General features: G+C 61.4%; 23 protein-coding genes and 1 pseudogene. 4 read left to right on the forward strand and 20 right to left on the reverse strand.

Annotated features, from left to right (window positions below; translation table 11 throughout):
- Positions 1-255: 255 nt before the first annotated feature.
- Complete coding sequence (locus ACSKB9_RS19290) at positions 256-810, forward strand: Lrp/AsnC family transcriptional regulator (protein ID WP_438074972.1); 555 nt, start codon at positions 256-258, stop codon at positions 808-810.
- A 29-nt stretch (positions 811-839) separates the two neighbouring features.
- On the opposite strand, the gene ACSKB9_RS19295 is transcribed toward ACSKB9_RS19290, so the two are convergent.
- On the reverse strand, positions 840-1814 hold the full coding sequence (locus ACSKB9_RS19295; protein WP_438074974.1) for a quinone oxidoreductase family protein: 975 nt from the start codon (positions 1812-1814) through the stop codon (positions 840-842).
- Positions 1815-2505: 691 nt separating this feature from the next.
- Here ACSKB9_RS19295 and ACSKB9_RS19300 point away from each other — a divergent pair.
- Positions 2506-3897, forward strand: coding sequence for an FAD/NAD(P)-binding protein (locus tag ACSKB9_RS19300; RefSeq protein WP_438074976.1), 1392 nt, complete (start codon positions 2506-2508; stop codon positions 3895-3897).
- 73 nt (positions 3898-3970) lie between these two features.
- Here the strand turns inward: ACSKB9_RS19300 and ACSKB9_RS19305 are convergent, their stop codons facing one another.
- Genes ACSKB9_RS19305 through ACSKB9_RS19315 form a run of 3 tightly spaced genes read right to left on the reverse strand, consistent with a single transcriptional unit; the run spans position 3971 to position 7014 of the window.
- Positions 3971-4807, reverse strand: a complete 837-nt coding sequence (locus tag ACSKB9_RS19305; protein WP_438080299.1) for an ABC transporter ATP-binding protein — start codon at positions 4805-4807, stop codon at positions 3971-3973.
- Positions 4804-5607 carry an ABC transporter permease gene (locus ACSKB9_RS19310; RefSeq protein WP_438074978.1) on the reverse strand — a complete coding sequence of 268 codons (804 nt, stop codon included), beginning with the start codon at positions 5605-5607 and terminating at the stop codon, positions 4804-4806. The genes ACSKB9_RS19305 and ACSKB9_RS19310 overlap by 4 nt, the downstream gene beginning before the upstream one ends.
- Positions 5608-5610: 3 nt before the next feature.
- Entirely contained in the window at positions 5611-7014 is a 1404-nt protein-coding gene (locus ACSKB9_RS19315) for an ABC transporter substrate-binding protein (protein WP_438080300.1), read from the reverse strand.
- Positions 7015-7475: 461 nt separating this feature from the next.
- Between ACSKB9_RS19315 and ACSKB9_RS19320 the strand changes: the two genes are divergently transcribed.
- Positions 7476-8192 carry a Crp/Fnr family transcriptional regulator gene (locus ACSKB9_RS19320; RefSeq protein WP_438074980.1) on the forward strand — a complete coding sequence of 239 codons (717 nt, stop codon included), beginning with the start codon at positions 7476-7478 and terminating at the stop codon, positions 8190-8192.
- On the opposite strand, the gene ACSKB9_RS19325 is transcribed toward ACSKB9_RS19320, so the two are convergent.
- The 12 genes and pseudogenes from ACSKB9_RS19325 to ACSKB9_RS19380 form a co-directional block, all read right to left on the reverse strand.
- A complete protein-coding gene (locus tag ACSKB9_RS19325; protein WP_438074982.1) occupies positions 8193-9155 on the reverse strand; it encodes a HEAT repeat domain-containing protein in 963 nt (320 codons plus the stop codon).
- Position 9156: 1 nt separating this feature from the next.
- A complete protein-coding gene (locus ACSKB9_RS19330) occupies positions 9157-9390 on the reverse strand; it encodes a 4Fe-4S dicluster domain-containing protein (RefSeq protein WP_050420777.1) in 234 nt (77 codons plus the stop codon).
- Positions 9391-9405: 15 nt separating this feature from the next.
- Positions 9406-11141 (reverse strand): annotated as a pseudogene (locus tag ACSKB9_RS19335) (fumarate reductase/succinate dehydrogenase flavoprotein subunit).
- Between the two features lie 9 nt (positions 11142-11150).
- Positions 11151-11444 carry a gamma-butyrobetaine hydroxylase-like domain-containing protein gene (locus ACSKB9_RS19340; protein ID WP_438074984.1) on the reverse strand — a complete coding sequence of 98 codons (294 nt, stop codon included), beginning with the start codon at positions 11442-11444 and terminating at the stop codon, positions 11151-11153.
- 69 nt (positions 11445-11513) lie between these two features.
- On the reverse strand, positions 11514-12335 hold the full coding sequence (locus tag ACSKB9_RS19345) for an ABC transporter permease (RefSeq protein ID WP_438074986.1): 822 nt from the start codon (positions 12333-12335) through the stop codon (positions 11514-11516).
- Positions 12336-12339: 4 nt separating this feature from the next.
- Positions 12340-13137, reverse strand: a complete 798-nt coding sequence (locus tag ACSKB9_RS19350; protein WP_438074988.1) for an ABC transporter ATP-binding protein — start codon at positions 13135-13137, stop codon at positions 12340-12342.
- Between the two features lie 14 nt (positions 13138-13151).
- Complete coding sequence (locus tag ACSKB9_RS19355) at positions 13152-14138, reverse strand: ABC transporter substrate-binding protein (protein WP_438074990.1); 987 nt, start codon at positions 14136-14138, stop codon at positions 13152-13154.
- Positions 14135-15574 (reverse strand): allophanate hydrolase, encoded by a 1440-nt coding sequence (gene atzF, locus ACSKB9_RS19360; RefSeq protein WP_438074992.1) that lies wholly within the window; start codon positions 15572-15574, stop codon positions 14135-14137. The genes ACSKB9_RS19355 and atzF overlap by 4 nt, the downstream gene beginning before the upstream one ends.
- Positions 15571-17028, reverse strand: a complete 1458-nt coding sequence (locus ACSKB9_RS19365) for an amidase (protein ID WP_438074994.1) — start codon at positions 17026-17028, stop codon at positions 15571-15573. Before ACSKB9_RS19365 ends, atzF begins: the two co-directional genes overlap by 4 nt.
- Before the next feature lie 395 nt (positions 17029-17423).
- A complete protein-coding gene (locus ACSKB9_RS19370) occupies positions 17424-18236 on the reverse strand; it encodes a CmcJ/NvfI family oxidoreductase (RefSeq protein ID WP_050422426.1) in 813 nt (270 codons plus the stop codon).
- A gap of 209 nt (positions 18237-18445) precedes the next feature.
- The gene (locus tag ACSKB9_RS19375) at positions 18446-18760 is read right to left on the reverse strand and encodes a hypothetical protein (RefSeq protein WP_438074996.1); all 315 of its coding nucleotides are present in this window, start codon (positions 18758-18760) and stop codon (positions 18446-18448) included.
- Positions 18761-18781: 21 nt separating this feature from the next.
- The gene (locus ACSKB9_RS19380) at positions 18782-19375 is read right to left on the reverse strand and encodes a carbonic anhydrase (RefSeq protein ID WP_438074998.1); all 594 of its coding nucleotides are present in this window, start codon (positions 19373-19375) and stop codon (positions 18782-18784) included.
- A 190-nt stretch (positions 19376-19565) separates the two neighbouring features.
- Here ACSKB9_RS19380 and ACSKB9_RS19385 point away from each other — a divergent pair, with 190 nt between their 5' ends.
- Positions 19566-19826, forward strand: a complete 261-nt coding sequence (locus ACSKB9_RS19385; RefSeq protein ID WP_438075000.1) for a hypothetical protein — start codon at positions 19566-19568, stop codon at positions 19824-19826.
- A 73-nt stretch (positions 19827-19899) separates the two neighbouring features.
- Here the strand turns inward: ACSKB9_RS19385 and ACSKB9_RS19390 are convergent, their stop codons facing one another.
- From ACSKB9_RS19390 to ACSKB9_RS19405, 4 genes are all read right to left on the reverse strand, one after another.
- Positions 19900-20682, reverse strand: a complete 783-nt coding sequence (locus tag ACSKB9_RS19390) for a class II aldolase/adducin family protein (RefSeq protein ID WP_438075002.1) — start codon at positions 20680-20682, stop codon at positions 19900-19902.
- Between the two features lie 16 nt (positions 20683-20698).
- The gene (locus ACSKB9_RS19395) at positions 20699-21691 is read right to left on the reverse strand and encodes an NAD(P)-dependent oxidoreductase (protein ID WP_438075004.1); all 993 of its coding nucleotides are present in this window, start codon (positions 21689-21691) and stop codon (positions 20699-20701) included.
- 441 nt (positions 21692-22132) lie between these two features.
- Entirely contained in the window at positions 22133-22474 is a 342-nt protein-coding gene (locus ACSKB9_RS19400) for a hypothetical protein (protein ID WP_438075006.1), read from the reverse strand.
- Positions 22475-22550: 76 nt separating this feature from the next.
- Entirely contained in the window at positions 22551-23174 is a 624-nt protein-coding gene (locus tag ACSKB9_RS19405) for a helix-turn-helix domain-containing protein (RefSeq protein ID WP_438080302.1), read from the reverse strand.
- Positions 23175-23335 lie beyond the last annotated feature (161 nt).

Below are 23335 nucleotides of genomic sequence, written 5' to 3' on the forward strand. Positions count from 1 at the left end.
GGCTTCAAGGTATTGATCCTTCTTGCCCTGAGATCGTTTCGCGCGCTCCGTGCGCGGTGTCGACCATGCCTGCGCGACAGCAGCGCCTAACGCGACGGGACTTCTTTACGTCGAGCGGACCGATGCACTACGCACGGCGACGATTGTAGAACGCATTGCTCCAGCAATCGCCTTTTCGAAACATCACCGGCTTGCGGAGAATAATCCTTCAACTAACATTGTCTCTGACAGTCCATTTGGAAGAAATTTCTGCATATGACCGACATCCAAACACCTTCGGCGGCGCCGTCCCGTCGCCTTGATGCGATCGATCGCAAGATCCTGAGGGTACTCCAGGAAGATGCATCGCTTTCGGTCGCCGAGATCGGCGAACGTGTCGGGCTGTCGTCGACGCCTTGCTGGAAACGCGTCCAGCGCCTGGAGACCGAGGGCATCATCACCGGCAAGGTAGCGCTGGTCGACCAGAACAAGATTGGTCTGGGTCTGTCGGTATTCGTTTCGGTCGAGAGTGACGATCATTCCGACGAATGGCTCAGACAATTTGCGACTGTCGTCAGCGCGATGCCCGAAGTCATCGAATTCTATCGCATGGCAGGCGACGTCGACTACGTGCTGCGCGTGGTCGTCGCCGATATGCAGAGCTACGATCTGTTCTACAAGAAGTTGATCGGGGCGATCGCGCTGAAGAATGTGACCTCGCGGTTCGCAATGGAGAAGATCAAGTCCGTTACTGCCCTGCCCGTACCACCACTTGAGCTCCCGAAGCCGCACATCCTCCCGGCTCGATCTCCCGCTGAAACGAGAGTTTAGCGGGCAATCGAACCGGGCGCCAAAATCGACTAAACGAGAAGCACCGTCGATCCTGTCGTCTTGCGCGCGGCGAGATCGGCGTGGGCCTTGGCTGCGTCCTTGAGCGGATATGTCTGATTGATCTCGATCTTGACTGCGCCCGACCTTACGACCTCAAACAATTCGTTAGCCATGGCGACCAAATTCTCGCGCTTCGCGCCATAGGTATTGAGTGTCGGTCGGGTTACATAGAGCGAGCCTTTCTGGGCCAGCAGACCAAGATTGAGTGGCTCGATGGCTCCCGAGGATTGCCCGAACAGCACCGCAAAGCCGAGTGGCGCCAGGCAGTCCAGCGATTTCAGGAACGTGTCCTTGCCCACCGAATCGTAAACCACCGGCACCAGCTGGCCCGCGGTGAGTTCCTTCACTCGCGCGACGAAATCTTCGCGGGAATAGACAATAGCGTGTGTGGTCCCGTGTTGCTTGGCGAGCGCAGCTTTCTCGTCGGTGCTGACAGTGCCGATCACGGTTGCGCCAAGATGCTTCGCCCATTGGCCCAGGATCAGACCCACTCCGCCGGCCGCCGCATGCAGCAGAATGGTGTCCCCGCTCTTGACGCGGTAGGTCTGCCGGATGAGGTACTGTACAGTGAGGCCCTTGAGCATCATGGCCGCCGCAGTCTTGTCGTCGATGCCGTCCGGGAGCTTGAGCAAGCGATCCGCGGGTATCAGGCGCTCCTCGGCATAGGCACCCAGCGGTGAACTGCCATAGGCGACGCGATCGCCTGACTTCAAATCCGTCACTCCCGGACCGACCTCTTCGACGATCCCCGCTGCTTCGCTCCCGAGACCACTCGGAAGCTGCACATTGTAGACGCCAGCGCGATTATAAATATCGACGAAGTTGAGGCCAACGGCGGTATGGCGAATCCGCGCCTCGCCAGGGCCGGGCTTGCCGAGCTTGACCTCCTCCCATTTCAGAACTTCGGGGCCACCGGGCTGATGGAAGCGAAAGGCATGGGTCATGAACCTGCTCCTGCGGACAACGAGTTGCGGCGAAGCATAGCGATCCGCCCGCCCGCGCTGACCATATCAGCGTGACACGACCCGGCAATCGACTGTTCGGTCATCTTGCCGTGAGCGCGTGCAGCTCAGACGCGCTGCCAGAGCCACCAAGCCAACGCTTCACCGCCGCGAAGCAGAGGAACCCTCGAATTCGCTGTGATTGCGGCCGATGCACGGGGAATGAGATTTCAACCGTGGCTTCAACAAGACAATTACTCTCTTCAGAAGCACCGCAGAGCAGCTCATCGTTTTCAAACTTGCGCTCACCGTCGACATTCAAACGCGAGCGGGGCGAAGGCATGATATCGTTAGAAACGAATTCTTGGTGCGAAGGAGGGTCTATGCGTCGGATATCTTCCTGGCTTCATTCCCTCAGTGGAACGGTTCAACGGTTCCAGGCAAAATGTCGCAAGCTTGCGCGACCTGATCGAACCGACGAGCGCGAAGACCCGTACGAGTTCTTCTTTTTCGGCCCTCACGGCTAGAACTCTCTCCCCGTATCGACCCCGCTGAGTAAAGCGGACGGCTTTCCTGAGGTTTGGGCGTCAGCACTCCATCCCTGCCCCTGACGTCGCGTATCGACTTGCAGTCAAAGGCATGAACTGCCGGCGTCGCACGCCTGGTGTGGCCGGCCGACCAGTGGAGTGGCAGCATGACGGGCCTCCGTAGGCGGCACATGATCATCATCGGCGGCGGCGCCAGCGGCGTGCTGCTAGCCTATCAGCTCGTGCATCAGCCTCACCGCGACCTCCGTGTCACCCTGATCGAGCAGCGCCCGGATATCGGCCGTGGCATCGCCTATCACACCGGCAATCCCGATCACCTGCTCAATGTACGCGTCGCGAACATGAGCGCGCTGCCGGACCAGCCTGATCATTTCTGGGGCTGGCTTGGCTCGCGCGAGCTCGATGTTCCCCTTTGTTCGGATCCCTATCGCTTCGTGCCGCGACGCATCTATGGCGACTACATCGCGAGCTTGCTCGAACAGCACACGTCCGATCCGGCAGACGTGGAGCGCCTTTCCATCGTTCATGGGACTTGTGTCGATGTCAACGAAGGCCAAGCCGGGGTGACGGTCACGCTCGACGATGGTCAATCGCTGGCCGGCGATGCGGCTGTTCTTGCGACCGGACATGACATGCGCGCCAGCCGCGCGGGTTATGCCGATCCGTGGGCGCCACCGTCGGCCGCGCCGGTTGATGCCGATGCGACAGTCCTGCTCCTTGGCACGGGACTGACGATGATCGACTACGTGCTGTCGCTGTTGCGCGACGGCCATCGAGGGCCGATCATCGCGATGTCGCGGCGCGGCCTGCTGGCAAAGCCGCATCGGCGTGTCGATGCCCAGCGCATTGACGAAGCCGATGTGCCGTTTGGCGCCAGCATCAGCAAGCTGCTTCACTGGCTCCGCAGCCGCATCGCGCGGAATGCGGCCGAGGGGGGTGACTGGCGTGGCGTGATCGACGGCTTGCGGCCCTACACCCAGCGGCTGTGGCACGAGCTTCCGCAGGCGTCCAAACGCCGCTTCCTCGAACACGCCCGCGCCTGGTGGGATGTGCATCGGCACCGGATGGCGCCGGAAGTCGAGGCCCGTGTGTCTCAAGCAATCTATGCAGGGCAGCTCAGCCTGTTGGCAGCCAAGGTCATCAGCATCGCGCCGACCGACGATGGAGCCCGCATCCACTATCGCCGGCGCGGTGATACCAGGATCCTCAACATGCAAGTAGGCGCCGTCGTCGATTGCACCGGCATCGTCAAGGATCCTCGCGCTACGCCAAATCCGGCGGTACGCGGCCTGTTCGACCGCGGCCTGGCGCGCGTCGACCCGCTCTGCATCGGTATTGAGACAGATCGCAACTGTGCCATCATCGGCCGCGATGGCGAGGTCTCGCAACGGCTCTTTGCCGTGGGCCCGCTGACGCGGGCTGCGTTCTGGGAGATCATCGCGATTCCCGATATCCGCAACCAGTGTGCCGCTCTCGCCGCCAGGCTCGCCGAACCGACCGGATCTCGTCGAGCAGAGCTGGAGCGGGTCCAACTCTAGCTGCTGGCGCCCGTCAGAACGAACGGCGACCACGCGAGCCTGATAGCGACGCTAAGGGATTTCTCGCTTATCCCTACCTGATCCCAAGCGGACTCAACCGGGCCAGCGGCTCCGGGCTATCCGGCGGTCTGAGAAGATCGAGGATCCAGCGCTTCAGACGCACAAAATCCGGCTCGGTGACAAGCTCGGCGCGGCGGGGCCGGCCGAACGGGAGGCGGATATCCTCGATGATCCGTCCCGGTCTGGCGCTCATGATAATGACGCGGTCGGAAAGAAACAGTGCCTCCTCGATATCATGCGTCACGAAGATGGTCGTTGTTGGGATCCTCGTCCAGATGTCGAGCAGAACCTCCTGCATCATGCTGCGAGTCTGCGCATCCAGTGCGCCGAACGGTTCGTCCATCAACAGCACACGTGGCCGGTTGATCAGAACACGCGCGATCTCGACACGCTGCTGCATCCCGCCGGAGAGTTGCGAAGGATAGAAGTGCTCGAAGCCCTTGAGGCCGACCAACCGCAGAAGCTCGTCAGCGGCCTGATATCGCTCGCTCCTGCCCACGCCACGCATCTTCGGACCGAACGCGACATTGTCGCGAACACGCTTCCACGGGAACAGCGTATGTTGCTGAAATACGATTCCGCGATCCGGACTCGGACCGAGCACCGCCTGGTCATCCACCGTCAAGCGCCCGCGCGTTACCGGCAGGTGACCTGCCAAGGCACCGAGCAAGGTGGACTTTCCGCAACCGGATGGGCCGAGTACGCAAACCAGTTCACCTGGCGCGATCGCAAAATCGAGATCACGGACAGCCTCAAAGGCGTCAGCGCCATCCCCGAGCGCGATCGATATGCGCTCGATGCCGATACGCCCAACAGATCTCGTCGAACTATCAGATATCCGAATATTCATCGTGCGGCCGCCGGCTGTCGCCACGGCATCAGGTAATGTCCCAACGTCGTCAGGAGCCAGCTGCTGCCCATGCCAAGCAGGCCGATGACGAGCATGCCGACGATGATATCGGCATAATTCTGCAGCGTGTAAGCCTCCCACGTGTAATAGCCGATGCCGAACTGGCCCGAGATCATCTCGGCTGTGACCAGGCAAAACCACGATGTACCCATGCCGATGGCGAGCCCGGTAACGATGCTCGGCGCGGCGCCCGGCAAGACGATCTCACGCAGAATGGCGGCAGGCGTGCCGCCAAGACTGCGCGCGGAGGCGACCAGCCGGCGGTCGATATTCGCAACGCCATGCACAGTGTTGAGAATGATAGGAAACAACGCACCGATGAAGGTGATGAAGATCATCGACATTTCCGACGACGGAAAGATCAGGATCGAGAGAGGTATCCAGGCCACCGCGGGGATCGGCCGCAGCAACTCGAGCGGCGGCAGCAAAAGGTCGCTCGCGGCGCGCGAACGGCCGATCGCAAAGCCAAAGCCAATTCCCAACAAGACCGCTGCGCCGTACCCGGCAAATACCCTCCACAGGCTGCTGCCGACATGCGCCAGCAACTTGGGCGACTTGAGCAGTATGATTGCGGACTGCAGAACTTCAGTCGGCGGCGGCACATTGCGAAATGTGACGAAACCCAGACTCAGGTGCACAGCTGACGCGAGCTGCCACAGCACGATGCAAGCGACGATCGAGAGACCCCGAACCAGCCAGCGTGCCCACGCCACCTGGCCGGCGGTGCGTGTGGCTGTCATTGCTCACCGGCTCGCGACGAGCGATTCCCGCGCGCCGGCATAGTCCACCACTACGCCACCATGCGCCTTCGACCACCTTTCCGCCCCATCCTTCAGCAGGAACGCACTGAGCTCCCCCTTTGGCGACCTTACAAACCATGCCTGATTTGCGAACAGCTTGATGCCGGTCTCGCGATCCTGGGCATAGATGACGCGAATTGCCTTGCCTTGCTTCTCCAGGCCAGCAAGAGCCGTCAAAGCGCCCTCTGGTGAACTGAAGTGCTGAACGAGCGGCTCGTCCTTGACCCAAATCTGAGCGACACGACTGGAATCCGTGATCTTGGCGCCTGTCGTCGCATCTTGGGCCTTCAGCCCAAGCTGGTCGTAGCTCTTCAGCCGCGCTTCGTAGTCACCGCCGGCTTCCGCAACTGCCGCCCGGATGTACTTGTCGGTCACGAACTGATTGATATCGAGATCGCTATCGGCGCGCTTCAACAGCTTCAGTGTCTTGATCGAGGTGGCCACCGCCTGACGATATTCGGGCTTCCAGGTCACGTCGCGGGTTTGCAGGCCGAGCGGTCCATGGAACAGATAGACGACTTCCGCCTCGATACCCGTCACCTTGGCGATCAGGTCGCTGTATTTCTCCGGTTCGTTCGCGATCAAGCGATCCGCCTCGAGTGCGGCGCGCAGGTAGGCAACGACGATCTCCGGATGCTTTTCCGCGTAGTCGGCATCGACCAATGCCCCGTGAAACGTCGGCGCATCAGCTTGTGAACCATCAAAGATCTTGCGGGCAAATCCGCGCCAGGGGAACAGTTCGGCAAACGGCACGAAATCGGCGTGCGCCTCGATCTTGTTGGCCTGAAGCGCAGGACCGGCGACTTCAGGCGCCTGGGTAATGATGTGGACGTCGGTCTCCGGGTTCCAGCCCTCGGCCTCGATGGCACGCAACAACATGCCGTGTGACGTCGATGCGAACGGCACGGAAATCGTCTTGCCTTTGAGATCCTTGATCGACTGAACCGGAGAGTTCGAGGGCACTACGATGCCGTTGCCGCTGCCCTTGGTGCTGCCGGACAAGACACTGATGAAGAGGCTACGGCGGCCCGCCTTCTGGAACGCCACTCCGTTCAGCGAACCCGGAAAATCCGCCATCGCGCCAAAGTCCAGCTTACCGGCGACCATTTCGTTGGTCAGCGGGGCGCCGCTGGTGAAGTTCTTCCACTGGATGTCGTAGGTCACATCCTTGTACTTGCCGTCATGCGGCAGGAATTTCTCCAGCAACTTGAGCTCGCGGATCAATAGGCCGCCCGTCGCACAATTGATGGTGGTGTCCTGCGTCCCGACCGCGACCCGGATGGTTTCGGCCCGCGCTATCGCAGCTAGGCCAAATAGAGCAAGCGCGGCGGTGGCTGCTGTCTTCATAAAGGAACGCGAACGCATCGGCCCATCTCCAACGATCGAGCGGCGGCCGGCAGCCACCGCAGAACGCAGGAGCGGACTATCGAGCCGACACCACGGCAACAGAAGCAATTACTTGCATCGCGTCGGAGAAGTCATTCGCTGGCGGATTCCGATCGCGGTACACTGCAAGCGCTTCAAATGATTTTCTCACGCCAGGCGGATCGACAGCAAATCCATTCCAGCGGAATGTCGTTCTCGCGTCAGCTTTGCTAAGTGCGTTGCCGGACATTCAAAGAAGTGGACTTCGCCATCTCCTCACACTTAGCTAGGGGACGACAGCGCAAGACATCCGGGCCGCAATGACCACAATCAAGGAAGCTTCCGAAGGTTACTCCCGTTCTGCAATGGTGCAGACGGGCCTCTCCCTGGACGGTAGCTGTCGAACAAGGGATAGCCTTGCTGTCTCCAGCGGACCGCGCGCAATGGCCAGCGACTCCGCTTTCTTCATGAGCGAGAGCATCGACGGCCTCAACGTCGGCGCGCAGTTCCTGGATCGCTTGTCCGCCGAACAAAAGGCCCAGGTCCTGGCCGCCGGACGTGCCGTTTTCACCGCGCAGGGCGAAATGGTGTTCAGCCAGGGGGAGCATCACAGCGGCATTTACATCATCAGGAGAGGGCAGGTCCGCGTCTACTACACGGCGCCATCCGGCCGGGAGATCACCCTCGCCTACTGGACGCCTGGCCACTTCATCGGCGGCCCCGAGATAGCGGGCGAAGGGCCCCACATGTGGTCCGGCATCGCAATGGAGGACTGCGAGATCACGGCCTTGTCCAGCCCCGCGCTGCAAAGATTGCTGGTCCAGGTGCCGGCTTTCGCACTGGCATTGATCGATGGGCTCATCGCCAAGGGCAAGTGCTATTCGTCGATGGCGCAGATGCTCGGAACTCGCTCGGTGATCGAGCGGCTCGCCCAGTATCTTTTGAATCTCGCCGAGCTGTACGGGCTCGCCGACGGCGACACAGTCATCATCAACCGAAAAGTGACACATGACCAGATCGCCGCGATGGTTGGCTCGACCCGTCAGTGGATCACCATGATGCTGAAGCGGTTCCAGGCCAAGCGCATTATCGCGATCGAAGACGGCGTCATTAGGATCAGGCGGCTCGATCTCCTCGAGGACATCCTGTTCAAGGAATAGTCAGCCGCCGCCAATCTGCCCAAGCGCCCAGATCACCGTCTTTCGAACGTCGGGATCCGCGTCGCCAGTATGCCGCGTGAGGGCGTCGCGCGAGCGTGGGTCGGCGATATCACCGAGCGCCGCGGCGGCATCCTTGCGCAACGAAGGCAGTTCGTCGTCAAGGAAGGCAACAATAGCTTCGACCCCGTCCCGAACGCGCAGCCGGCCAAGATTTTGCAACGCCTTCTGACGGACTTGCCAGTAGCTGTCGGCGAGCGAAGCAATCAGCGCGCCCGCCGCTGAAGCCTGACCGATCCGCCCAATCGCTTCCGCCGCAGCAGCCCGGACCTGCCACTCCGAATCCGAGAGCACGGCGGCTGCGGCCTGAGCCGCGACCTCGTTGCGAGCAAACGATAGCGCGTTGACGGCCGCAAGCCGGACATCCGCCGATTTGTCCCGCGTTGCGCTGATCAAGGATGGCAGGGTTTCAGTCTTCTTGAGATAGCCGATCACTCCCACGGCCTGCACACGCACGCCGGGATCGTCGTCACCAAGCCCTGTGATCGCGGGACCGAGCGATGCATCGACCTGGAGTGCCTTCAGTGCCCGAAAAACCGCCGCACGCACAAAAGCGGCCGGATGGGTAACTAATGGCAGGAGGACGCCACTCGCCTCGGGATCGCGGAGTTCGGCAAGGCTGTCAGCGGCCGCCCGGGCAACCTCCGCCACGGGGTCGGGTACGGCGCCGATCAGGGCCTTGGCAACGTCGATGCCGTCAAACTCGCCAAGCGCTTGCGCGGCCTGCTGGCGCACCACCGGTTCAGCGTCGAGGATGGCACCCGCCAGCAACGGAACCGCCTCACCGCTCGACGTCTCCACGAGGTCAAGCACCGCCAGTCGGCGCACCGATGGATCTTCACTCGCTAGCCGCTCAGCAATCTCTTCGAGATCGCCGAACGCTTCAAATGGTTCGAACAAGGTCATGTCAGCGCAACAGATAGGGAATGTTGACCGTCACGGCGCCGGTCGGGCAGTCGGTCTCGCAAGGCATGCAGTACCAACACTCGTCGTATTTCATGTAGGCCTTGCCGGTGAGATCGCTGATCCGGAGCACGTCCAGTGGGCAGACGTCGACGCAGACCGTGCACCCCTTGTCGGCAATGCATTTGGCCTCGTCGACGACAACTGGAACAGCGGTTGGCGTATGGGCAATTGGCATGAGACGTCCGCTTCTCTAGGCGTGCTGCCGGATGCGCTGGCGGTCATAGGCCGAGCGCTCGGATTCGTCGATTGGCACAATATAGGGCGCGACCGGCCACTTCTTTGCGGTCATCCGTCCGTCCCGCTTGCGCAGGATGCTGTGGCAGAACCAGTCGTCATCATTCTTCTCGGGATATTCGACGCGATGATGATAGAGCCCCCATCGGCTCTCGGTACGGAACAGCGAAGCAAACGCCGCCATTTCGGCACAATCCAGGATCGACGCCGCTTCCAGTGAACGCATCAGCTCATGCGCGTCACGCACCACCATCGCCCTCTCCATATCCTCGCGGATTTCGGCGAAACGCGCCTGCCCGAGCTTCATTTTCGCGGTCACTTTCGGCGGCTGAAGATAGTCATTCACGAAGCGTCGCGTCTTGTATTCGAGCTGGTTAGGCGGAATGCCATCCTGCCGTCGTGTCGCGGCCAGCACGCGTTGCTGCTCGCGCACGACTTCAGCGGTGTCATAGTCGGCGAGGTCGATGTTGGCTGCAACTTCCGCCGCGTGCTCGCCTGCCACCGCCCCGTTGGTGAATGCGCCGAGCATGTAATTGTGCGGGACGCTTGCCATGTCGCCGGCGGCATAGAGGCCCGGCACCGTGGTACGCGCAAATTCGTCGACGTAGACCCCCGAAGCACTGTGCCCGGAGCAGAAGCCGATCTCGGAAATATGCATCTCGATCATGCGTTCGCGGTAATTTGTCCCACGATTCTCGTGGAACCGCCCCCGTGACGGTCGCTCGACCTGATGCAAGACCGCCTCGATCTTGCCGATCGTATCGCTGTGCAGGTGATTGAGTTTCAGGAATACAGGCCCCTTGCCGGACTGCAGCTCGTTATAGAACTCCTGCATCATCTGTCCCGACCAGTAGTCGCACTCGATGAAGCGGTTGCCTTCGCTGTTGGTGGTGTAGGCTCCGAATGGACCGGCCACGTATGCACAGGCGGGACCGTTGTAATCCTTGATCAACGGATTGATCTGATAGCATTCAAGGTTCGCGAGAGCGGCACCAGCATGGTAAGCCATTGCATAGCCGTCGCCGGAATTGGTGGCATTCTCGTAAGTACCCAGAGATAACCCGATTGCGGCAAGCCCAACCGGCCCGCGGCGCCGGCGCACAGGATGACGGTCTTCGCACGCAGCACCAGAAACTCGGCACTGCGGGTGTTGACGGCGATCGCGCCGGCGATCTGTCCGTCACGTCCGGTCAACAGCCGTGTTGCCATGTAGCGGTTCGAAATCAGCACCTTCTCGCGGCGCAACTGGCGATAAAGCGCCTTTTTGACGGTATCTCCGTTCGGCATCGGCAGCACGTAGGAGCCGAGATGGTGAACCTTCTTGACGTCGAAATCGCCGTTCTCGTTCTTCTGGAACTTGATGCCAAAGCCGTCGAGTTCCTGGATGATGTCAAAGCAGCGTGACGCATATTTGTACACCGGCGCCTGATCGCAGATGCCGTCATTGGCGATCGTGATCTCCTTGGTGTACTGCTCCGGCGTCGCGTAGCCTGGGACGACCGCGTTATTCAGTCCGTCCATGCCCATCGCGATCGCGCCAGAGCGCTTGACGTTGGCCTTCTCGAGCAGAACGACGCGCGCTCCCGGACTATGGCGCTTTGCCTTGTAGGCCGCCATCGGTCCGGCGGTGCCCCCGCCGATCACCAGGATGTCGCAGACGACCTCCGTCAGGCCACTTTTGATCTCATCCATACCGTACCCTCAAGCTGGCTGCTGTCCGGCGAGCTCGCGCAAATAGGACCACGGGTAGATCCCGCGGTCGTGGCCGTCCGAGAAATAAAGCCGCAGCGCGTAATTCCCGATTGGTTCGATCGCCGCGATGTGAAGATCCGGCGGGAGCGCCAGTTCGATGCCCTCGATCCGTCGACGGATTTCGCTGGCCGCACGGCTCGCTCGGCGCAGGGCCACCGCATCAACCTGCCGGATCCCGCAATCCGGCCAGGTCAGCGCCAATGCCGTTGCGTCCTCGCATAACTCGACCTGGGATGGTTGCATGTCGCCTCTCCTTCTTGCCACGGCTTGTAGGCCGCGCCGTCGCCTCTGGCGCGCAATAAATTGCTTTCGCTATTTTGTGACCAGACGACCAGAGGCTCGCTCGATTTGCGAGCCTTTCTGTCCTGCCTGCTCGGCGCCGTACCAGGGCAGCAACCTGCGGACCGCGCGTTCAAACAGAAGATCGGCCACAAAGCCCATCGCGCCGAGCACGATCAGCCCGACGAACATCTGATCGACCCGAAATACCTGTTGTGACATCTGGATCAGGTAGCCGACGCCGAATGCTGCTCCAGCCAGTTCAGCCGCCACCAGAACGACCAGCGCAACCGACAGGCTGACGCGAAGCCCGGCTATGATGAACGGCAGCGCGCCGGGTATGACGACGTAGACGAAGTTGCGCCAACCGCGTGCGCCGAGACTCGCTGCCGCTCGCCCGAGTAGCGGGCTCACGTCGCGCACGCCGATATAGGTATTGACCCAGACCGGGAAGAAGACGCCCCAGGCGATCAGGAAAGTCTTGGACGTTTCACCAATGCCGAACCAGAAAATCGCCAGCGGAACGAAGGCAAGCGACGGAACGGCGCGAAACATCTGCACAAGGGGATTAATGATACCGTGTAACAGCAGCGATTGCGCCATCGCGACGCCAAGTGCCACGCCAAGCACCGACCCGCCGAGGAAGCCGATCGCGGCCCGCAGCAAGCTGGCACCGAGATGCCGCGGCAATTCGCCCGTCACGAGCAACCCCCACGCGGACTGGACGATCGTGGTCGGCGCGGGCAGCATCACGCTATTGACGAAGCCGCTCCGGCTGAGCGCCTCCCACGCGCCAAAGAAGGCGAGCGTACCGATGATGCCAGCGACGCTGTGGCGGCTGACGCCGAAAGCCATGCTCTTACTCCGCCGTTTCCAGGCCGATCGCCCGTGCGACGTGCTCGTAAAGCTCATTGAAGCGCGGCGCCGTACGACGGCGCGGACGCGGCAGATCGATCCTGATGTCCTCCACGATCCGTCCCGGGTTCGGCGACATCACGATCAGCCGGCTCGCAAGCACGAGCGCTTCGGGGATGTTGTGGGTCACGAACAGGATGGTCGGCCGCTCCTGCCGGTGAATCTCGACCAGCTTGGCTTGCAGGGAACTCCGCGTCATCGCATCCAGCGCTGCGAATGGCTCGTCCATCAGCAGGAGCGACGGACGGGTCGCGAGCGCGCGCGCGATGGCGATGCGCTGCTTCATTCCGCCGGACAGTTCGAACGGGTACCTCGCACCAACATCGGGCAGGCCAACGAGCCCGAGCAGATCGTGCGCAATCTTCGCTCGCTCGCGCGCAGCGCGCCCCGCCATCCGGAGCCCGAACTCGACATTGGCCTGCGCCGTCAGCCATGGGAACAAGGAATAGTCCTGAAACACGACGCCGCGTTCGGAACTCGGCCCCCCGATCGCATCGCCATCGACGCGAACGACGCCCTGCGCAGGCATGACAAAGCCAGCCAGGATGTTGAGGAGCGTGGTCTTGCCGCACCCGCTCGGCCCGAGAACGCAAACGAATTCTCCACGGTCGATGGTGAGCGAGATGCTGCCCAACGCTGTGGTGCGGCCGCGTCCGGAATCGTAGACATGACCCAGCTCGACGCAGGTGATCAGCGGCTCACCGACGGCGGTCTGCGAGGAGATCTCCACTCTTGCATTCATTCCCGCCGACCACCCTATTCCCGGCTCGCCCGATCCAGCACGGACGTCACCACCACCGTATTGAAGTCCGGAATTTTGGCATCAGGTCGGACCAACTTGCTGTCGATGGCCCACTTCGCTTGCTCCTCCATCAGGGACACCAGCGACGCCTTGTCGATTTCGAGCTTGAAATTTGCCCGCTTCCAAAACGCCTTTGCGATCGCGGGATCGAGCTTGATGCGTTCGGCGGTCAGCGTGGCCGCGGCATCAGGGTCTCTCCTGATATTGTCGTCCGCTTCGAGCAGCGCTTTCACTGCCGTCACGAGCAGGTCCGGCTTGCTGTCGATTGTCGATTGCAACGTGATGACTGTTGAATAGGTGTTGTAGAGGCCTTCCGAGCGAATGATGTGGAACCTGTCCGGACCTTGCGCGATCGCCTGCGACAAGTGCGGCTCCGTCCAGATGAACCCATCGATCGCACCGCCCGCCAGGCTGCTGACGAAATCGCCCGGATTTAGGCTGACCGCCGTGATGTCCGACCACGCCAGACCTTCCTGCCCAAGCAGCTTCGACAGGTAATAATGCGCGTTCGTCCCCTGCGAATAGCCGATACGCCGACCCTTGATATCCTTGGTGGTCTTGATGTCCTTGATAGCGACGAGATCGAAGGGTTCATGCCGGTTCAACGTGCCGATAATGCGCACCGGCAGCCCGTTCAAGGTAGCGAACACTACGGGCGTTTCCGCCGCGGTGCCGATCACCACGCCGCCACCGACCAACGCGTCCAGCACCAGGCGGCCACTGGCAAACGTCGAAACCTTCGGCGCCAGCCCCTGCTTCTGCCAGATCTTGTCATGGTCGGCGACGAAGAACTGGCCCCAGCCGAGCGCAATCCCTTCACCAATCGTGATGTCCTGAGCGTGTGAAGGCGCGCTCGCCAGCGACAGCACGGCCGCAAGCGCGACGGCCGCGGCTCGTGCGAGCCTGCTCGATCCGGCAAATAAGGCGGCAATAGACGTCACGATATAGTCTCCTTATCTCGGCTGGCATGAACCGGACTCGCGGCCGGACGCACGTGGCGTGCACCGAGCGGCAGGCCGGCGTCGTGAAAGCGCTGCGCCAAGGCAGCCGCATGATGATCGGCGAAAGCCGGAGCGATCACCGTGATGCCTTGTGGCAAGCCGTTGGGCAGAAACCCGGAGGGAACGGCAACCGCCGAAAGATCGGCCAGATTGACGAAGTTCGTATACGTCCCGAGCCGGGCGTTAAGTGTGATAGGCTCGGCCGCGACCTCATCGACGCGGTAGATCGTGCCAGTGGTCGGCACGACGATGACGTCGATCTCGTTCCAGAGCTTCTCAATCTGGCGCTTCAGAATATTCAGCCGCTGCTGCGCCGCGAAGACTTCTCCGCCGGAAACGCCACGCCCTCCAAGCAAGATGTCGCGGGTGACCGGAAACAGGGCTTCGGGCTGTCTGTCGACGAACTGGCGCAGAGCGCCGTAGCGATCCGCCAGCCACGGCCCCTTGAACAGAAGATCGTTGATCTCCGCGAAGGGGGCGTAATCGACCTCGACCTTGCGGCCTCCGAGGCGTTCCAGTCGTGCGACCGCCTCGCCGAACAGCACAGCCGCATCTGCATTGCCGAAGAAGTCCAACCACGGCGACGCGGGAACACCGAAGCGGAATTCGGCCGGCAACGCACGAACTGCCGCTGGCGATCCCGTCCGCGAGAACGGATCCTCCTCGTCGTACCCCCGCGCGACATCAAATGCCGCCTGCGCATCCCCAACCGTCAGCGCGAAGATTGAAAGTGTCTCGATTGAGCGGCAAGCCGCGACCGATCCGACACCACTGATCAATCCTCGCGTCGGCTTCAGCCCCACGACATTGTTAAAGGCCGCCGGCACCCGTCCCGATCCACCGGTATCGGTCGCGAGCGCAAAGCTGACCAGTCCTGCCGAGACCGAGATCGCCGCGCCCGAGCTGGATCCACCGGGAATATAGCCGGGATCGAACGGATTGCGCGCAACGCCATAGGGCGAGCGGACCCCGACCAGCCCGGTCGCGAACTGGTCCATATTGGTCTTTCCAATCAGGATGGCTCCCGCCGCCAGCAGCCGTCCGACCGCCGGATTATTCTTCGCCGGCTGATAGGAAAATTCCGGACAGGCCGACGTGGTCGGTAGGCCGACCGTGTCGATACAGTCCTTCACGCTGAACGGAACGCCCCAGAGCGGTAATGCCTGCCGCTCGCGGCTCGGCAACGACTCAAGATGCGCGGCTCGCGCGAGAGCATCCTCCCGCGCCACGACACTGATCCAGACGCCGTCCGCGCCGCGGCGGGCGATCTCGTCCAGGATATGCTCGACCACGGTCGACGGCGTTAACGCACCGCTGGCGTAGGCGATCGCCAGTTGCGGCAGTTCGAGGTCAAGGCTTTGGGGGTGCTCGGTCATGACGGATCCAGTGGGCGCGGGAATGGCCTTGCCTGCTCGAAGGCGCGTGCTGCGCGCAGAACGGTCGTATCGGCGAATTTCGCTCCGATGATCTGCAGACCCACCGGCAATCCTGCTTCGGTAAGGCCCGCCGGCACCGAGGCTGCCGGCTGCTGGGTTAGGTTGAATGGATAGGTGAAGGGGGAGCGGATCGGCCGAACCACAAGGTCGGCCTCCGATGCGTCGATCGCCGAAGCGGGATATGCCGTGGTGGGTGTGATCAGCAGATCCCAATCCTGATGGAACCGATTGAAATGTCGACCGAGCGCCTCTCGGCGATCGACTGCCTGCAGATAGGTGACGGCATCGATCGCCCGGCCCTTCTCGGCAACAGCCTGCAAGCCTTGCTCGACCAAGGCGCGATGAGCCGGATCGAACGAGGCCAGGAGCTTGGCTGCGCCCGCGAACCAGAAGGTCTGGAAGAGATCGATGGGATCTTCGATACCGGGGTCGACCTGTTCGACGATCGCACCGAGCCCGGCAAGCGTGTTGGCCGCCTCGGTGATGATCGTCTCGATCTGCGGGTCGATCTCTGCGTAGCCGAGCTTCGGACTGAATGCAATGCGCAGGCCTCGGACACCTTGATCGAGCCCAGTTCTCCAGGAGATGTCGGCCGGCGGCAACGCGGTCCAGTCGCGCAGGTCTGGCCGCCCGATCACGTCGAGCAGCAAGGCCGCGTCCCGAACCGAGCGTGTCATCGGCGTGACGTGGAAGAGCGTTCCATTCTGCGACGGCGGATAGACGGGAACGCGACCAAAGGTCGGCTTGAACCCGAACACGCCACTATGTGCGGCCGGAAGCCGGGTCGAACCGCCGCCGTCCGTGGCAACATGCAGCGGCCCGAAACTCAGCGCCGCGGCGGCCGCGGATCCGCCGCTACTGCCGCCCGGCGTGTGCGCGATGTTCCAGGGATTGCGCGTGACGCCGGTCAACGGACTGTCGCCGAGCCCCTTCCAACCGAATTCCGATGTCGTCGTCTTGCCAAGCAGCACCGCGCCCTGCTCCCGCAACCGGGCCGTGGCAGGCGAATCCTCGTTCCAGTCTTGCGCCGGATCGATCGCCCGGCTGCCCCGCAGCGTCGGCCAGCCCTTGGCGAGAATGAGATCCTTGAGGGCGACCGGCACGCCATCGACCGGACCGAGTGGCTCGCCACGTCGCCAGCGGATTTCGGATTGGCGCGCCGACACACGGGCGGCATCAGCATCCAGCAGCGCGAAAGCGTTGACATGGCGATCGAGACGCCCGATGCGATCGAGTACCGCCTGCGTTGCTTCCACCGGCGAGAGCGTTCCTGCCCTATAGTGCTCGATCAGATCGGCTGCAGAAAGAAGGGCGATGTCATCCGACCCGCGCGGCCGCGAAGCTCGATCTGGCAAGGGAGCATTTTGAGCGGACATGTGCGCGACCTCATTCATCCATCGGGGCAAATCATTTGCCGGACGAATGATGGCTAAGCGCTCGCGTCCGCTCGCATCAGCAATTAATTGCGGAACCGTGAGCTGCGCGACAAGATTGCAACATCTCGAACGTCCACCAATCCTGCGTCGGAATTAAAATCTCGGAATCGCAGCTTCCACGATGAAGTCTACCTCGGTCGTTGCAGGAAGCCTCAGCGGCGCCCGTCCGAAATCGGGCTCTCATCGAAAATTGAAAGTGTCGCGGCGCCCATTCCCGCAGAGCTCCGGCGTCGCAGGAACGATGCCGGCTGGATACCACTCACCGTTGCTCGAACGGATTTCGGCGATGGACGCGAACCTATGTTTGAAGGTAACGTCGGCTTTCTGCGCCGCCGAGATCCCTTTTCGAACCGCTATCCAAAAAAGACCAAAGCGCGGACCTCAATGCTCTCACGCGGCGGCGCGCCGGGTGCGAGCGGATTTTCGAACGAGGTGTGGAACGATAGCCGCGCTCGACCATCATTGGCGCTGTCATGAATCCGGATCAATAGCGCCTCGTCGGTCTGCATCTCGGAAAAATAGTACCAGCGATGGTTCGGTTTGTATTCTACTCGAGACGTTTCGCCACGAACATGAGCGTAGACGAGATCGCTTGGAATCAGATCATCATCCGTGAATGATCGCGCGTCGCACAGCGCCAGCGGTGAATCCAATACCGGACCGCGCAGCGGTCGCCATACATTGACAATCCCAAATCGATGCTTCAGCAGCTCGTCCGCCTCAGCTCCGAGGTGATCGTGGACCCGCCGCGGCGCAGAGTTGACGGTATGATCGTTGTGGACCTGCCGGGATGGCGGCGCAAGACCAGGAACGTTCGCATTGCGTACGTTGTGGTCGAAGATGAATACGCGGCTGGCGCCAACAGCGTCGCGCAGCAATTGCTCAACTTCCGGGTAGTAAACGCGCTTGATTTCTTCCGAGTCGTAAAAGTTGGCAACGGCGGTGGGCGCGTTGACCAGCGAGAAACCGTTACGATCGAGCGAGAATTCCGACTCACGACCCCGCACGTCCTCGATCGTCACCTCACGCTCATCGTCGATACCATTCCATTGCGGTACGCCGGGGGGTGGCTCGATACGATAAAAGGTCGGCTTCTCACGGCCGCGCTTGAGGTAATGCAGTTTCGCGGTGAGATTGCGAGGAAAGATGGGTCCGTCGAGCGCCATGATCGCTACTCCACGTTGGCTCGCGGGAGATACCGCGACAGCTTTCTGGTTGCGATACTATCGCCCCGGCGCACGAACGTCAGCGTCGCCATTCACCAAAGATTTCTCGTCCACGCATGTGACGCACCAAAACCCGACACGCAGAGGGCAATTGCTTCTCTTTGCAGCCGGAGCGCGCTTGACATCCCGCGAAGCAAATCTCGCCGCCCTCAATCAAGACAGGCAACAAAGACGTCGGCCGCCTCGCCGGCAAACTCCGTAGCCAGCTGCCGAAAGACCGCAATCTCCGGATCCGTCGCGACCCGCAACCGGCTTTCGGTGTTCTCCGCATGACGTCGCCGTGAGCAAAAGCTGCCAAGCGCCAAGGCGAACCAGTTTGCCCGCGTCATCGCTTCCGCGTCCTCACGGCTCCCCGCCTCGAATGCCAGCCTTCGCGCCCCCTCCATCTCGATGACGAACACACCGAAGTCGGGCGCAAAATGGCGCGACAAACCGCTTACAGAAATGCGTTGAGTGGCAGGCATTGCACCAGATATTCGCTGCGCCTAAACGGCAGGCCGACCGGCCGCCGTTGCCTCGACGACCTCGTTCAGGCGGCCGCTCTTCACGTCGTAGATGAAACCGTAGATCGGAATTTGTTTCGGCACCAGGGGATGGCTCCTGATCCGTTGCACGTCCTCGAGCACACTCTTGGCATTGTCCTCAAACGTATGCCAGTGGACGAACTTGCCCGCGACCGAACCACCTTCGTGTTTTGGATTCGACCATTTCTTCCCATCGAACTGCGCGGTGCCCAGATCATCTGCCAGGAGGTCGCTGATGACCTCGTTGGTGAACAATTGCATCCCGCAATCGCTATGATGGACGACGAACCATTCATTCGTTCCGAGCAGCTTGTGAGAGATCACGAGCGAGCGGATCGCGTCATCCGATGCGCGTCCTCCCGCATTACGGATCACGTGAGCGTCGCCCTCGGCAAGTCCCGCATACTTTGCCGGGTCAAGCCGCGCGTCCATACAGGTCAGGATCGCAAAGCGCCGTGCCGGCGGCAGTGCGAGCTTTTCCTTGTCACCGAACTCGGCAGCATATTTGCCATTGGCCGAAACGACTTCCTGGAACGTGGCGCTGGGCGTCGACATGGCGCGACATCCTTCGTTATGAAAGCACGGTCACCTGCCAGATGGAATCAGCGCGAGGCTCGCCCGTCAAGGAAATGGAATTTCGAAGTTCTTGTGGGCCACGACGAAGTCATGTCGCGAATGGAATCGCTTTCAGTCGGAACCATACCGATCATGGCGCTGCGGATGCGGCACGCGGGTCGGATCGACAATGCTGAGCCGCTTGTTAGTCTTTGCGGTGACGCGCATGCGTCAATCGTTCAACGTGACGCCCAGCCTTGCTGCCGCTGCCACGGTCGAGGCGACGTTCCGGTTCAAGCTTCGCGCGATCTTCTCGACAGGCATATTCGCTCTTGCGAAACCTCTAAGTTTGTATTTTTCAGCCGCCGTCCATGGACGATCGCCACTCAGCCGGGATTGCTCCCCGGCGGCTGTTTCCCGTCGCGAACCCACTGCTCACCCCTTCTCTTGACGATCAGGACCTTTGCGCCGTCGACAGTCGCAGCAATCCGAGCGCGGCCGCCGTCGGCGTGGACTGGCTGCGCCTAGTTAAAAAGCTCGGGTTCGGCCTCGGTGATCCAGTCCCATAGGGGCTGGAAGCTGAAATAGCCTCCCTTATGCGTGCCGACCTGACCGGCAGTCAGCTTCGCCACGTCATGCGGAATCGGCTTTGGCGTGCCGGCCGCTTCGGCGAGCAATTGCGCGCGAGCGGCGTTATCCATCGCAATGTACCACCAAGCGGTGGCCTCGATCGTGGGGCCGACCGTCAACAGACCGTGGTTCTGCAGGATCACGGCCTTGTTCGATCCGAGCGCCTCCGCGATCTTCCGGCCTTCTTCCGCCTCAAGCACGACGCCGGAGAACGGATCGAACAGCGCGTGATCTTGATAGAACGCGCAGGAGTCCTGGGTAAGCGGATCGAGTAACCGGCCGAGCGCCGACCATGCCTTGCCGTAAGTCGAGTGCGTATGAGCGGCCGCGATAACTTCCGGATGTGCGGCGTGGATCGCCGAATGAATCACGAAACCCGCTTGGTTGATCGGCTTGTCGCCAATCAGAATGTTACCGTCATGATCCACCAGTTGGAGGTCAGAGACCTTGATCTGACCGAAATGCTTCGACAGCGGATTGATCCAGAAGCGATCCGGAAACTCGGGGTCACGCACAGTCACGTGCCCGGCCAGGCCCTGATCGAACCCGTAGCGGGAAAACAGCCGGAAAGTGGCCGCGAGACGCTGCTTGCGATGCAGCCTCTCTTCTTCGAACGAAGCTGCGGGCACGCGCTCAATCAGGGAATATTTCTTCGGCTTCTCGACGATCTGGTTCATTCTCGGGGCTCCTTGCTCAATATCCGAGCTTCTTGTCAAAGACGTCGGCCAGCGGCGCGCCGTGCGCATAGGCGTCGAGGTTGACCAGCGTCTTGTCGGTCAGCCGCCTGACGTCGTCCGCGCCGGTCCAGGACACGTGCGGGGTCAGAACGACCTTCGGATGATGGTAGATCGGATCACCTTCCGGTGGCGGCTCTGGGTCCGTCACGTCCAGCGTGGCGCCCGCCAGCTGGCCGTTGTCGAGCGCGCGCAGCAGAGCCTGCTGATCGACGATTCGGCCGCGCGCCACGTTGATCAAGTGCAGCGACTTCTTCGCGTGCGTCAGAACGTCGGCGTTGATCAAATGAACCGTCTTGGCCGTCGCCGGCAGTGCTATCACGAGATGGTCGGAGGCCGCCACCAGCGCTTCGATACTGTCGACCGGGAGGATACCCGGAACGGCATATTGCCACGATGAGCGCCGCAACACCTTGATCTGAACACCGAACGGCTTCAACCGCTCGGCGACGGCATGGCCGATCGCACCAAATCCAGCTATTCCAACCGTCTTGCCGGCAAGCGAACCGAGCGGCGTGATCTTCCACGCCTCGCGGCTGCGTGGACGCACGTCATGAAGCCGCTTGGCGAAGCCGAGGATCGCCGCCAGGACATATTCAGAAATGGCGTCGGCGGAGATGCCGCGCCCAACAGTAACCACCGGGCCATCGAGCAGCCATTCCGGAAAGAAGTCGACGCCCGTCGACGCAGTCTGGATCCAGCGCAGGCCGTATGGCCACCCCCTCGGCTTCTCCGCCGGCGCCTTGCTCCAGCCCGCGGCCGGACGGGTCAACAACACGTCGGCTTCCGGTGCGATGTCCCAGGCCGGACGCTCGGCGGGATGGTCAATGATCAGCGGGCGAGACCAGTGGTCGATCAGCGACGCGCGAACTTCGGCTCCAAGCTGGTTGATGATGATCGGCGATCGTACGCTGGCTGATGTGCGAGCACCGTCGATACGAGGAGTGTTCATTGCGCTCACTCATGATTTCAAGACCACGACATGCTAGGCGCTCGCCGCAAGATAGTCTTTTCAAAGATGCCTAAGGCTCTGCAACAACCGGGTAACGCGTCGAGACGATACAAACGAAATCGCCTCTCTGAGTTTCGTCCGCAACCGCACGCAACGTGGATGGCGTCTGCTCGGCAACCAACGCCAGGACGAGAAGCATCACGTGCCGTCATCTGCAGCCTCGCGGCGAATCGACAGCATTCTCGACAAGATCAGGCTGTAGTCGTGGATGGCCTCAACCACCTCGCAGCATCTAACTCGGTCTACGCGCCTCCAATTTGCCGGATGAAAATCCGTCATATTGGACGTCTCGCCGCAGCATCTCACTCCGCTTCCATTTTCTCAGACGAAAGCGAATGAGATGAAATTTTTCCTATTTTCCAATATCGCACCGCACTCTACCTACAGCGGTGACGAAATTGAGCACGTCCTGCTCTGATCTTGGAGAACGACGATGAACACTGCGATGCAGATGATGCCCATGCCGATGATGATGGGCGGGATGATGAACCCCTCGATGGCAGGCGGCATGATGCCGATGATGAACATGCCCATGATGGGCATGCCGATGATGGCCTGCCAGATGAAGTGCACCATGACGCCCACCGGCATGACCTGCGAGATGACCCCGATGGATCCCGCCATGAAGGACATGTTCATGAAGTGCTGCGAGAGCATGATGAACATGATGCAGATGGGAATGCCCATGATGATGGGCTGCGGCGGCATGATGATGATGTGCATGCCGATGAAGGCCTGAGGCGTCCACCGGCCCGCGCTGCGTTTCCCAAAGGGCCGGCAATGCCGGCCCTTTCTCGTTTCAGACCGCACCCTCGGCATAGGTCATGACGAGGTAGAGGACCGCCTCGCTGGTCACCAGATTCTTGTAGACATGCGGAACATCGGCCTCGAAGACGATCGCGTCGCCTTCCGTCAAGGTCTGCGGCTTCTCGGAGCCGGCAGAGATCTCGACGACCCCCTTCGCCACAAACAAGTTCTCACGGGTGCCGGGCGCATGCGCTTCGGCGCTCTCACGATGCAGCGGACCGATTCTGAGTTCGTAGAATTCGACCTGATGGTTGCCATCGAACGGAAACAACGCCCGAGACGTGAACTGTCCCTGGCTCGATGAGAGCAGCTTGGCATCACTGTGCCGAAGCACAACCGGGCCTCGCGCGACATCCGCTTGTAGCAGATTGGCAAACGGAACATGAAGTGCGTTCGCAACCTTCCACAGCAGTGCGATGGTCGGAACGCTCTTTCCGGTCTCGATCTGTCCAAGCATCGCACGGCTGACGCCGGACTGTTTCGCCAATCGCTCCAGCGAGTGGCCGCGGCTCGTTCGCAGCCGTCGCAGATTGCGCCCGAGAACGACAGGTAGATCCTGCTCTGCGCCGCGTGACGGGTTCGCATCTAATGAGGAAGCGACGTTACCGTCGCTCATAAAGCATCCCAGCGCACGGCGGACGTCGCCGGTACCGCCATCGGCACCCATATCCAGGCCGGCCAGAGCCAGAAAAGCTGCATTGCGCCAAAGGAAGGACCAAAGGCGGCGCTTTGCCACTGTCCAGCGGATGTCGGTGGCTGCTGCCTCCGCCGCATTGA

Origin of the sequence: Bradyrhizobium sp. BR 1433 (genome assembly GCF_051547665.1) — a bacterium.
In the GTDB taxonomy this organism is placed as follows: Bacteria; Pseudomonadota; Alphaproteobacteria; order Rhizobiales; family Xanthobacteraceae; genus Bradyrhizobium; species Bradyrhizobium australafricanum.